The 12003-nt window shown below is 75.8% G+C and carries 10 protein-coding genes and 2 pseudogenes; 8 read left to right on the forward strand and 4 right to left on the reverse strand.

Going from position 1 to position 12003, the window contains the following annotated elements; translation table 11 throughout:
• The first annotated feature begins 159 nt into the window (after positions 1 to 159).
• On the forward strand, positions 160 to 858 hold the full coding sequence (locus tag AB0G14_RS09805; RefSeq protein WP_357695587.1) for a hypothetical protein: 699 nt from the start codon (positions 160 to 162) through the stop codon (positions 856 to 858).
• Positions 859 to 877: 19 nt separating this feature from the next.
• On the opposite strand, the gene AB0G14_RS09810 is transcribed toward AB0G14_RS09805, so the two are convergent.
• On the reverse strand, positions 878 to 1933 hold the full coding sequence (locus AB0G14_RS09810; RefSeq protein ID WP_357695589.1) for an alpha/beta hydrolase: 1056 nt from the start codon (positions 1931 to 1933) through the stop codon (positions 878 to 880).
• Between the two features lie 94 nt (positions 1934 to 2027).
• Positions 2028 to 2456: an HPF/RaiA family ribosome-associated protein gene (locus AB0G14_RS09815; RefSeq protein ID WP_357455741.1), complete on the reverse strand. Its 429-nt coding sequence runs from the start codon at positions 2454 to 2456 to the stop codon at positions 2028 to 2030.
• A 343-nt stretch (positions 2457 to 2799) separates the two neighbouring features.
• On the opposite strand from AB0G14_RS09815, the gene AB0G14_RS09820 reads away from it, so the two are divergent.
• From AB0G14_RS09820 to AB0G14_RS09830, 3 genes are all read left to right on the forward strand, one after another.
• Positions 2800 to 3558 carry a single-stranded DNA-binding protein gene (locus tag AB0G14_RS09820; protein WP_357695591.1) on the forward strand — a complete coding sequence of 253 codons (759 nt, stop codon included), beginning with the start codon at positions 2800 to 2802 and terminating at the stop codon, positions 3556 to 3558.
• A 441-nt stretch (positions 3559 to 3999) separates the two neighbouring features.
• The gene (locus tag AB0G14_RS09825) at positions 4000 to 5133 is read left to right on the forward strand and encodes a cobalamin biosynthesis protein (protein ID WP_357695721.1); all 1134 of its coding nucleotides are present in this window, start codon (positions 4000 to 4002) and stop codon (positions 5131 to 5133) included.
• Positions 5130 to 6674, forward strand: a complete 1545-nt coding sequence (locus AB0G14_RS09830) for a cobyric acid synthase (protein WP_357695593.1) — start codon at positions 5130 to 5132, stop codon at positions 6672 to 6674. The genes AB0G14_RS09825 and AB0G14_RS09830 overlap by 4 nt, the downstream gene beginning before the upstream one ends.
• A 173-nt stretch (positions 6675 to 6847) precedes the next feature.
• Here AB0G14_RS09830 and AB0G14_RS09835 read toward each other — a convergent pair whose 3' ends face one another.
• Positions 6848 to 7249 (reverse strand): rhodanese-like domain-containing protein, encoded by a 402-nt coding sequence (locus AB0G14_RS09835; RefSeq protein WP_357695723.1) that lies wholly within the window; start codon positions 7247 to 7249, stop codon positions 6848 to 6850.
• A gap of 215 nt (positions 7250 to 7464) precedes the next feature.
• On the opposite strand from AB0G14_RS09835, the pseudogene AB0G14_RS09840 reads away from it, so the two are divergent.
• The 4 genes and pseudogenes from AB0G14_RS09840 to AB0G14_RS09855 form a co-directional block, all read left to right on the forward strand.
• Positions 7465 to 8169, forward strand: a pseudogene (locus tag AB0G14_RS09840) (hypothetical protein); the annotation flags it as partial.
• Positions 8162 to 9514 carry a dipeptidase gene (locus tag AB0G14_RS09845; RefSeq protein WP_357695725.1) on the forward strand — a complete coding sequence of 451 codons (1353 nt, stop codon included), beginning with the start codon at positions 8162 to 8164 and terminating at the stop codon, positions 9512 to 9514. The pseudogene AB0G14_RS09840 and the gene AB0G14_RS09845, both read left to right, overlap by 8 nt.
• A 77-nt stretch (positions 9515 to 9591) precedes the next feature.
• Entirely contained in the window at positions 9592 to 9798 is a 207-nt protein-coding gene (locus tag AB0G14_RS09850; protein ID WP_357695595.1) for a hypothetical protein, read from the forward strand.
• Positions 9799 to 9870: 72 nt separating this feature from the next.
• Positions 9871 to 11454, forward strand: a complete 1584-nt coding sequence (locus AB0G14_RS09855) for an ATP-dependent DNA ligase (RefSeq protein WP_357695598.1) — start codon at positions 9871 to 9873, stop codon at positions 11452 to 11454.
• Positions 11455 to 11497: 43 nt separating this feature from the next.
• Here the strand turns inward: AB0G14_RS09855 and AB0G14_RS09860 are convergent.
• Positions 11498 to 12003: pseudogene (locus AB0G14_RS09860) on the reverse strand (hypothetical protein); the annotation flags it as partial.

The raw sequence follows: 12003 nt of genomic DNA on the forward strand, positions 1-12003 counted from the left end.
ACGTGTCGCGCCAGAAGGGTACCGCCGACCGCGGGGTGGCCGGTGGAACGGGTGGTCGCGTCCCACGTCATCGATCAGGGTCGCACGCACCCCCGGCGGAGGTCACCCGGGTTCCGCCGTCGGCGCGGCCCGGCGACCGGCGGGTCGTACCCTCGGCTGGTGCTGCTTGACCCGGACACCGAGAACGACGTCGCCTACGAGCTGTGCCAGCTCCTCGGCCGCGCGATCCTGCCCATCCGCCGGACCGACGCCGGGCCGGCGGACGGCGGCCGGGACGAGGGCACAGCGTTCTTCTTCACCGGGCAGGGGCGGGAGTACCTGCTGACCGCCGACGCCCTCACCCACGCCCCGGCCGGGGAGATCGGGCTGCGGGCGAGCGTGACCGAGCCGGCCGGGGTGTCGGCGGACGCCGTGGCCCTGCCGGACTACGCCGCGCGGTGGCACCATCGCGGGGATCTCGGCGTCGCCGTCATGCCCACCGGCGGCCTGCACGAGCACGCCGACGGCGAGGGCTGGCGGTGGCGTACCCAGCAGGTGCCGGACGGGATCGCGGCCGACCGGGACGCGATCGCCCGGATCGGCGCGGAGCCGGGCTCGGCCATCGTGCTCGCCCACGGGGCCGGCGCGGACGGCGCCCGGCCGCTGGAGGTGGCGATCGAGCGGGTGACGCGCGTGGGCGACGCTGTCCGGATCACCGCGGAACTGCCGCTCGGCTACGTCGGCGCGCCGGTGTTCGGTGTCCAGGCCGGCGACGGTGAGGTGGGCCTGCGGTGCCTGGGACTCGTCCTGCCGGCCCGCGACGGCGGTCACCCGCTGGCCACCTTCGACCGCATCCGCGAGGCCGTCGCCGCCGTGTGAGGGTGCGTCGGCCGCCGGCTCAGCCGCCCTGCGCGGGCACGCCCGCCGGGTCGGCCTCTGCGGCCTGGTCGGCCCCGTCTGCGGGCCGCCGGCTTGCCGGTGGCCGCTCCCCGTCGCGGACCGTCGGCCCGGCGTCGAAGAACGCGTCGGCCCAGCGCCCGACCTCCGCGAAGACCTTCTCGCGTACGGCGGGGCCGGAGAGCGTGAGGTCGTGCATGCCGCCGTCGAAGCGTGCCACGGTGACGTGCCGGCCGAGGCGGGGCGCCCAGCGGACCATGTGCTCGACGTCGAGGACGGCGTCGGCGAGCGCGGCCGACTCGTGCCACTTCGTGCCCTTGAACGAGCGGGTCGAGCAGGCGAGCAGCACCGGCACCAGGATGTCCAGCCCGGCGCGGAGCTGCCGCTGGGCGGTGCGGATGGCGTTCAGCCAACCGGCCCGGACGGGGAACCCGGCGAGCGGCTTCCACGCCAGGTCGTAGTTCCACTCGCCGTGATGGTCGGCGTGGATGGTCTGGCTGTAGACGGTGCCCAGCCCGAACGGCAGGACACGGCGCGGCGCGCGGCGGCCCAGCGGGGCGACGGCGGCGGCGAGCGGCCGGCGTACCGCCCAGGGGGCGTTGATGTCGAAGAAGGGGCTGTTCAGGAAGAGCCCGTCGATGATCCCGGCGTCGCGGCGGGCGTGCGCCCAGAGCGGCATGATCAGGCCGCCGGTGGAGTGGCCCATCGCGAGCAGGGTGTCGTGCCCGTCGTCCTCGCGGATGATCTTCGCGGCGGCGTCCAGCTCCGGGAAGTAGTCGCTGACGTCGCGGCAGAAGTTCGGGGTCTGGTGGGGCAGCAGGCTCCGGCCGTGCTTGCGCAGGTCGACGGCGTAGAAGTCCCACCCCCGCTCGGCGAAGAAGTGGCCGAGGTGGGCCTGGAAGAAGTAGTCGGTGAAGCCGTGCGTGTAGAGCACGGCCCGCCTGGTCGGGCGGTCGGCGCGGCGACGGACCAGGGTGGCCACCACCGGCCCCTCGTCGTCGGTGCCCAGGTCGATCGTCTGCCGCTCGTACGGCGGGCCCAGCACGTCCGGTTCCACGAACGCGACGGTACGCCGGCGAGCTACCGGGCGGTAGCCCGCCGTGCCCCGGCCCCGTCCGCCCGCACCGCGGACGGGGCCTCGGGCGTACGCCTCAGACCGTTTCCACCTCGGCGCGGGCCGGGTCGGTGTCCGGGTCGCTCCCGGTTCCGGTCTCGGCGGCCGGCTGGCCGACGTCCCGCAGGTGCTTGTTGTGCCGCGGCTCCTGCTTGGTCTTCGCGTCGTTGAGGCGCCGCCGCAGGTCGTCCCGGACGTCGTTGAGCGCGGCGTGCAGGTCCTCCTCGGCGGACGTGGTGACGATCTTCTGCCGGCCGGCGATCCAACACTCCAGGGTGACCTTCTGTCCCTTGGCCTCCCGGTCCTTCACCGACAGTTCCAGCTCGGTGGCGTCGGCGTGGAACCCGGCCAGCCGGGCGTCCAGCGTGGCGAACTGCTCCGCGATCCAGTTCCGGTCGCCCTGGGAGAACCCGGCGCCGACCCGCAGGCACTCGGCGACGGTGGCCGGGTTGGCGACGGCGCTCATCGCCGCACCTGGCCGGAGACGAAGGCGGTTGCGGTGCTGGTCATCTCCATGATCGCTGACCTCTCGTTTGTCGTGCTGTCGGCGGTGCGGTTGATCGAATCCATACCCCGCCGCCTTCCGTCCGGAACGTGACCTCTCCGGTACCCCGATCATCGGCCGGACGCCGTGGTTGCCCCCAGGGCCGCTCGGCCCTAGCACACCGGGACCTTGATCAGGTCTTTGTCCACAGGTGGTCCGGCTGTCCACAGGCCGGCGGGCGACGGTGGCGCCGGTCGTGCCCGACGGCCCAGGCTCGACACCGAGTCGACTCGCGATGGCAAGCCCGATCTCCCCTGGAGGGACGATGTTCGACACCTACGTCACGATCGTGGGCAACGTGTTGACGGCCCCGGAGTGGCGCCGCACCACCCAGAGCAACACCCTGGTGGCCAACTTCAAGGTCGCCTCCACCGCTCGCCGGCTCGACCGCGACAGCGGTCGCTGGGTCGACGGCAACAGCCTGCGCGTCCGCGTCAACTGCTGGCGCAAGCTCGCCGAGGGCGTGGCCGCCTCGGTGATGGTCGGCGACCCGGTGGTGGTCTGCGGGCGGCTCTACACCCGCGACTGGACCGACGACGCCGGCAACCACCGCACCCTCTACGAGCTGGAGGCGGTCGCCGTCGGTCACGACCTGTCCCGGGGCCGGGGCCGGTTCATGCGCAACCGGCCGAGCATGACCACCAGCACCGTCGAGGACGCGGAGGCCGAGCACCGGGTGCACGGCGAGGCGACCGAGCCGGTGCCGGACGAGGACGCCCCCGCCCGGCCCGACGGCCGGCTGCTCGACGACGGGTTCGAGCTGCCCGACTTCGGCCCGTCCGGGGCTGGCCCCGGCCTGCCGGCCGACGCCGGCTTCGACGACTCGCTCGACCCCTTCGACGACCCGGCGGACGGCAGCCGCGACGAGGACCCCGACGGCCCCGCGCCGGAGGCCGGCGACCCGACGCCGGTGCCCGAGGAGTCCGACGCGCCAGCGGGCTCGCACCCCGAGGAGACCGACACGGGCCTCACCCCGAACGGGCGCGGCCGACGGGGTCGGGGGCGGGTGCCGCAGCCGGCGTGACCGGGCGGGCCCGGGCGACACGACGGGGGCGGGGTGACGCGGCCGCGCCGTCGTCACCCCGCGTGTCTCCCGCGCCCCGGTCCGGCGACCCCGGCCGGTCGGCGGGCGCGTCCTCCGGCAGCGGTCGGGCGCGGCCCGTGGCGGTCGGGCGACTCCTGCCGGTGAGCACGGCCCTTGTCGGCGTGGCACGGCCCTTGTCGGCGGCCCCTGTCGGCGGGCACGGCCCTGCCCGGCGCCCTTGTCGGCGGGCACGGCGCCGGCCGGCCCGGGCGGCCCGGACGGTCCGCCCCTGTCGGCGGGCCTTGCCGGCGTGGCACGGTCCCTGTCAGCGGGCCGCCCGGTCGCTGGCCCGCGAGGACCGGTCGCTCCCGCCCGAGCGCGGGAAGGCGCTCGGCTAGGCTGGCCGGCCGGAGGTGATGGCGGGTGCGACAGGCGACGCCAGTGGCGACCGCGGCGGGACTGGTCGCGGGGTACGCCCTCGACGCGCTCCTCGGCGACCCCCGCCGCTACCACCCCGTGGCCGGCTTCGGCCGCGCCGCCGGAGCCCTGGAGCGGCGGATCTACCGCCCGGACAGGGGCGCCGGTACGACGTTCGCCGCGCTGGCGGTCGGCGCGCCGGTCCTGCTCGGCGTGGCCGCGACGGTTGCCACCCGACACCGGCCGGTGGCCCGGGCGGCGCTGGTCGCCGCCGGGACCTGGACGGTGCTGGGCGGGCGTACCCTGCGGCACGAGGCCACCGTGATGGGGCGGGCCCTGCGCGACGGCGACCTGCCGGCGGCGCGGCAGCGACTCGGTCATCTCTGCGGCCGGGACCCGTCGGCGCTCGACGAGCCCGAGCTGGCCCGTGCGACCGTGGAGTCGGTCGCCGAGAACACGTCGGACGCCGTCGTCGCCCCGCTGCTCTGGGGCGCGGTCGCGGGCCTGCCCGGCCTGCTCGGCTACCGGGCGGCGAACACCCTCGACGCGATGGTGGGGCACCGCTCGCCCCGCTACGCCCGGTTCGGCACCCCGGCCGCCCGCCTCGACGACCTGCTCAACCTGGTGCCCGCGCGGCTGACCGGGCTGCTCACCATCGCCGTCGCGCCGACCGCCGACGGCGACCGGGAACGCGCCTGGCGGGTGTGGCGCCGGGACCGCGACGACCACCCCAGCCCGAACGCCGGGCAGTGCGAGGCCGCGATGGCCGGCGCCCTCGGCGTACGGCTCGGCGGGCGCAACGTCTACTTCGGCCGCTCGGAGGTGCGGCCGTTCCTCGGCGACGGCCCCCGGCCCGAAGCGCGGCACCTGAAGCGGGCCGCCCGGATCTCGGGCGCGGTCGGGCTGGCCGCGCTCGGTCTGGCGGCCGCCTACCCGCTGACCGTCGGTCGCCTGGTGACCGCCGCCGGCCGCCGCGCCCTCGGCCGGGGTGCCGTGGTGCGGCACGTGCTGCGGCGGCCAGACACCGGGCAGGGCATCCTCGGGCAGCGCGGCGGGAATCGAAGCGTCGCCGGCCCGCTGGTGGGCGCCACCGGTCGGCTGGCGGGCGCCATCGGTCGCCGCGTCGCGGTGACGGCGGGGCGGGGGAGGGGCCGGTGAGCGGCGGGCTGCTGGTCGCCGGCACGACCTCCGACGCCGGCAAGAGCGTGCTCACCGCCGGCATCTGCCGGTGGTTGCACCGCCGGGGCGTGAAGGTGGCGCCGTTCAAGGCCCAGAACATGTCCAACAACTCGGCCGTGGTCGTCGGCGCAGACGGCCGGGGCGGCGAGATCGGCCGGGCCCAGGCGATGCAGGCGGCGGCCTGCGGGCTCGCCCCCGACCTGCGGTTCAACCCCGTCCTGCTCAAACCGGGCAGCGACCTCGCCAGCCAGGTGGTGCTGCTCGGCGAGGCCGTCGACACGGTCACCGCCGGCAACTTCCGCCAGCTGCGGCCCCGCCTCGCCGAGACGGCGTACGCGGCGCTCGCCGAGCTGCGGGAGGCGTACGACGTGGTGATCTGCGAGGGAGCGGGCAGCCCGGCGGAGATCAACCTGCGGGCCGGCGACTACGTCAACATGGGCCTGGCCCGGCACGTCAACCTGCCCACGATCGTGGTCGGCGACATCGACCGGGGCGGGGTGTTCGCCTCGATGTTCGGCACCGTCGCCCTGCTGGACCCGGCCGACCAGGCGCTGATCGCCGGGTTCGTGATCAACAAGTTCCGGGGCGACCTCGGGCTCCTCCGGCCCGGGCTGGACATGCTGCACCGGGTCACCGGTCGGCCGACGTACGGGGTGCTGCCCTGGGCGCTCGACCTCTGGCTCGACGCCGAGGACTCGCTCGCGTACGGGCGGGTGCTCGGTCGGCCGGCCGCCCCGCGCGGCACCGACTGGCTGGACGTCGCCGTGGTCCGGCTGCCCCGGATCAGCAACGCCACCGACGTCGAGGCGCTCGCCACCGAGCCCGGCGTACGGGTGCGGCTGACCGTCGAGCCGGCCGAGCTGGCCGCCGCCGACCTGGTCGTCCTGCCCGGCTCGAAGTCGACGGTGGCGGACCTGGCCTGGCTGCGGGAGGCCGGGCTCGCCGACGCCGTGCTGGCGCACGCGGCGGCGGGCAGGCCGCTGCTCGGCATCTGCGGCGGCTTCCAGATGCTGGCCCGGGCCATCCACGACCCGGTGGAGAGCCGGCAGGGGAGCGTGCCGGGGCTGGGCCTGCTGCCGATCGAGGTCACCTTCGACCCGCGCAAGACCGTCCGGCAGTCGGTCGGGACCGCCGGTGGCGACGTCCCGGTCCGTGGCTACGAGATCCACCACGGCTACGTCTCGCACGCCGATCCCACGCTTATCCCGCTGCTGACCTGCGCTGACGGCAGCGGCGAGGGCGCGGTGGCGGGCACGGTGCACGGCACCCACTGGCACGGGGCCTTCGAGTCCGACGAATTCCGCCGCCGTTTCCTGACCGAGGTGGCCCGGCTGGCCGGCCGGTCCGGCTTCCGGGTCGCGCCGGACACGTCGTTCGCCGCCGCCCGCGAGCGCTCCCTCGACCTGCTCGGCGACCTGGTCGAGGAGCACCTGGACACCGACGCCCTCTGGCGCCTCGTCGAGACCGGCCCGCCGGCCGACCTCCCCTTCATCCCACCCGGCGCCCCACCGGCCCCCTGACACGCCCCGCCCCCGCGCACGTCCGTGTCGAAACGGGCCTGTGGGCTTGGGTGCCGTGCCTGCGCCGCGCACCTTCGCGCCACCGATGCTGGTCCCATGGACGGGGCAGCTCGACAGTGGCCGGACGGTGGGTGGCGGACCCAGACCATTCGGATCGGACCCGCCGGTCCGAGTCAGTAGCGGATGTCGGCCGGGCGGCCGGACATGGGCAGCCCCGCCTCGCGCCACGCCTGCACGCCGCCGATCATGTCGGTGGCGCGGTGCAGTCCGAGCGCCCGCAGGCTCGCCACCGCGAGGCTGGAGGCGTAGCCGTGCCGGCACACCACGACGATCCGCCGGTCGTAACCCGTGGCCTCGGGGATCCGCCAGGCGCTGGCCGGGTCCAGCCGCCATTCCAGCACCGTCCGGTCGATCACGACGGCACCCGGGAGGTCGCCCTGTTCCCGGCGCTGCACGTCGGTGCGGGTGTCGACCAGCAACGCCCCGGTGCGGACCGCCTCGACGGTCTGGTGCGGGGTCAGCCGGCGCACCCCGGCGCGGGCCTGTTCCAGCAGGGCGTCGACGCCCGGACTCATCACGCTGTGGGACACCAGCCGATCATCCCGCCCGGTCCGGGGCGCCGCCGGCCGAACGCCCCGGCCGGCCCGACGACCGCTCGTTCGGGCGACCCCCGATCGGTGTGCCCGCACGGCGGTCGCCCCCGACGCCATGCCGGTGTGCCGGCCCACGGGCCGTCCGCGCGGCTCGCCCGTCGTCGGCCCGCTCCGGGCCTCCCACTACCGTCGGCCAGGTGGCGGTGGCGGTGGTCGAGGCGTACGACCGGTTGGCCCGGCGGGTGCTCGCCGGGCCGGCGCGGTTGGGGCGGACCCGGCTCGTGGTGGTGGACGGGCCGAGCGGCGCGGGCAAGAGCGTGTTCGCGGCGCGGCTCGCGGACGCCCTCGCCGGCCTGCCCGGCGCCGGGCGGCCGCCCGTGGTGCACACCGACGACCTGCTCGACGGGTGGGACGACCAGCTCACCTTCTGGCCCCGGCTCGAAGAGTGCGTGCTGGCGCCGCTGCGCGCCGGTCGGCCGGGGGCGTACCGCCGGTACAGCTGGGTCCGCCGGGCCTTCCTGCCCCGTCCGGTGCTGGTGCCGGTCGCCCCGGTGCTGGTGGTGGAGGGGGTCAGCGCGGCGCGGGCCGCAGTCGCGGCCGACCGTACCCTCGCCGTCTTCGTCACCGCCCCGGCGCCGCTGCGGCTCACCCGGGCCGTGCGGCGGGACGGTTCCGGCATCCTGCCGGAGCTGCGCCGCTGGCACCTCGGGGAGCGGGCGCACTTCGCCGCGGACCGCACCGAGGCCCGGGCCGACCTGGTGGTCGACGGCGCGCCGACCCTGCCGCACGACGCCGCCCGCTACTACGTGCGGCGGCCCTGACCAGGACGGCCGTGGCCTCGGGCGAGGCGACCGGTAAGGCCGGCATACGATGCCGGTCATGACCACACCGATCATGTCCGAGTCCGAGGTCCGGGCCGCCGTCGAGCGGGAACTGCCCGGCGTCCGTGCCGACCTGGAACGCCTCGTCCGCATCCCCGGCATCGCGTTCGAGGGCTTCGACCACTCGCACGTGGAGCGCTCCGCCGAGGCGGTGGCCGAGCTGCTGCGCGGCTGCGGCCTCGACGTCAAGATCGTGCGCTCCGGCGGCCAGCCGGCGGTCATCGGGAAGAAGCCCGCCCCGCCCGGTGCGCCGACGGTGCTGCTCTACGCCCACCACGACGTGCAGCCGGTGGGCGACCTGTCGCTGTGGGAGTCGGACCCGTTCGAGCCCGTGGAGCGGGACGGCCGGCTCTACGGCCGGGGCGCCGCCGACGACAAGGCCGGCATCATGGCGCACGTCGCGGCGCTGCGCGCGTTCGGGGACGCGCTGCCGGTGGGCGTGGTCCTCTTCATCGAGGGCGAGGAGGAGTACGGCTCCGACTCGCTGGAGCGGCTGCTCGCCGAGCACCGCGACGAGATCGCGTCGGACGTCATCGTCATCGCCGACTCCGGCAACTGGGACATCGGCGTGCCGGCGCTGACCACCTCGCTGCGCGGCATCGTCAACTGCTTCGTCGAGGTGCGCACCCTCGACCACGCCGTGCACAGCGGCATGTTCGGCGGCGCGGTGCCGGACGCGCTGACCGCGCTGGTCCGGCTGCTGGCCACCCTGCACACCGACGCCGGCGACGTCGCCGTCGACGGCCTGCTCGGCCGGGAGGGCGCGGCCGTCGACTACCCGGAGGACCGGTTCCGCGCCGAGGCCGGGCTGAGCGAGGGCGTGGACTTCATCGGCACCGGGCGGATCACCGACCGGCTCTGGACCAAGCCCGCCCTCGCGGTGCTCGGCATCGACGCCCCGGCCACCGGCGAGGCGCCGAACGCCCTGGTCCCGACCGCGAAGGCGAAGCTGAGCGTACGGCTCGCGCCGGGCGACGACCCCAAGCGGGCGTACGCGGCCCTGCGCGCCCACCTGGAGAAGCACGCGCCGTGGGGTGCCCGGGTGACCGTCACCTTCGAGCACGACGGTGACCCGTGTGTCATCGACGCGTCCGGCCCGATGTTCGACGCCGCCCGTTCGGCGTTCCGGACCGCCTGGGACGGCACCGACCCGGTGGACATCGGCGTCGGCGGCTCCATCCCGTTCATCGCCACCTTCCAGGAGATGTTCCCGCGGGCGGCGATCCTGGTGACCGGCGTCGAGGACCCGCACGCCCGGGCGCACGGTCCGAACGAGAGCCTGCACCTCGGCGAGTTCGCCCGGGTCTGCCTGGCCGAGGCGCTGCTGCTGAAGAAGGTCGCCGAGGCGGGCGCCGACGGGCGTTAGGTGTCGGAACCGTAACTTCCGGGTCGATGCGGGAGTTTGCGGTGTGTCGGGCGCGGGCTTGTTATAGCCTCTCGAACATGCGTACGAACGAGGTGATGAGCCGGCTCGAAGCCGCCGTCAGCGCTCTGGGGGACGTCGATGTCTCCGCGTGGCCCGAGGACACGCTCAAGGAACAGCTCGGTGAGCTCTCCGCCGCCCTGGTCGCGCTCGACACGGTGCTCTCCCGGGTCGCCGACGGGATCCGCGCCCGTGGGCTCCGCATCGAGGAGCCCGTCTCGGCCTGACCGCCCGGCCAGATGACGGCCCGGGCACGGCAATGCCCGGGTGGTGTCGGGGGTGGCTGGCAGGATGGACCCGTGCGGTTCATCGACCTGGCAGCCACCTCCGCCGCCGTCGGCGCCACCCGGGCTCGGCGGGCCAAGGTGGAGCTGCTCGCCGAGGCGCTGCGGTCGCTCGACCCCGACGAGGTCGCGGCCGGCTCGGGGTGGCTGGCCGGCGAGCTGCGCCAGCGGCAGACCGGGGTGGGCTGGGCGAGCCTGCGTGACCTGCCGCCCCCGGCGGCCGAGCCGACCCTGACCGTGGCCGCCGTCGACGCGGCCATCGACGAGATCGCGGCGGTGCGTGGGCCGGGTTCGCAGGCCCGCCGCCGGGCGCTGCTCGGCGCGCTCTACGCCGCCGCCACCGCCGACGAGCAGCGGCTGCTGACCGGCCTGTTCAGCGGCGAGCTGCGGCAGGGCGCCCAGGCGGGGCTGCTCGCCGAGGCGGTGGCCCGGGCGGCCGACGTGCCGGTCGCCGCCGTACGCCGGGCTCTGCTGCTCGCCGGCGACCTGCGGGCGGTCGCGGTCGCCGCGCTCGACGGCGGCGCGCCGGCGCTGGCCGCCTTCGGCCTCCAGGTCGGCCGCCCGCTCGCGCCGATGCTGGCCCAGAGCGCGCCCTCGGTGGACGAGGCGCTCGCGGCCACCGGCACGCCCGCCGTGGTCGACGTCAAGCTCGACGGCATCCGGATCCAGGTGCACCGCTCCGGCCACGACATCGCCGTCTTCACCCGCAGCCTCGACGACATCACCGCCCGGGTGCCCGAGGTGGTCGCCGCCGTGCGGGCGCTGCCCGCCCGCGAGCTGGTGCTCGACGGCGAGGCGATCGGGCTCGACGCGACGGGCCGGCCGCTGCCCTTCCAGGAGACGTCGAGCCGCGCGGCGCGGCGCACCACGCCGAGCACCACCGGCCGGGCCCCGGTCGCCCCGGCCGTGCTCGCCGCCGCCGAGTCCACCGGCGAGACGGTGCTGACGCCGTACTTCTTCGACCTGCTGCACCTCGACGGCAACGACCTGATCGACCTGCCCGGCCGGGAGCGCTGGGCCGCGCTCGCCGCCGCGGTCGATCCTCCGCTGCTGGTCGGCCGGATGGAGGTCGACGGCCCGGAGCGGGCCGGCGAGGCGTTCGCCGCCGCGGTCGACGCCGGCCAGGAGGGGGTCGTGGTGAAGGCGCCCGACGCCCCCTACGACGCCGGCCGCCGGGGCGCCGCGTGGGTCAAGGTGAAGCCTCGGCACACCCTCGACCTGGTGGTGCTCGCGGTGGAGTGGGGCAGCGGCCGGCGCCAGGGCTGGCTGTCCAACCTGCACCTCGGTGCGCGGGACCCGCGCACCGGCGACTTCGTGATGCTCGGCAAGACGTTCAAGGGCCTGACCGACGAGGTGCTGCGCTGGCAGACCGAGCGGTTCCTCTCCCTCGCCGTTGAGCGCGGCGACTGGGTGGTGCGGGTCCGCCCCGAGCAGGTGGTCGAGATCGCCTTCGACGGGGTGCAGACCAGCTCCCGCTACCCGGGCGGGGTGGCGCTGCGCTTCGCCCGGGTGGTGCGCTACCGCGACGACAAGACGGCGGCCGAGGCCGACACCATCGACGCCGTCCGCGCCATCCACGCAGGGCGGGCCAACGGCTGACCGCCCGGCGGGGGTGTGCCGGGCGGCGCGAGCCGTGGGCGGGTCACATGTTCGACAGCGACCGGGCGTAGTTGACCTGGTTGTTGATGTGCTGCACCTGGGCCTGGTTCGCGACGGGGATCCGGGCCACGTACTGCTGGACGCCGTTCGACACGGTGATCTGCACGGTGCCGTGGTGCCGCGTCTCCTTGATCAGCAGGAACAGCAGGCTGAAGATGGTCAGGCAGAAGAAGCCGACGATGGCGCACACCACCGCCCAGGTGGCGGTCTTCTGCTCCTGCTGCCAGTGGTCGACGACGTGCCAGGAGGAGCCGGCGAGCGGCAGCACGCCGGCCGGCGTACGGATCACCGGCGGGCTCACCATGATCTCGCCGATCTGCACCGCCACCGCGCCCTGCGCGGGCGGCGGGTAGCCGGCCGGCAGCGGGCCCGGCTGCCCGGCCGCGGGCGCCATCACCGGCGGGTGCGGTCCCGGCCGGACCAGCTCCATACCGGGCGACGCCGCGTAGGGCTGGGCCGGTGGGGCGGAGTAGGGCTGGGCTGGTGGGG

Origin of the sequence: Micromonospora sp. NPDC023814 (assembly GCF_040639595.1) — a bacterium.
In the GTDB taxonomy this organism is placed as follows: Bacteria; Actinomycetota; Actinomycetes; order Mycobacteriales; family Micromonosporaceae; genus Micromonospora.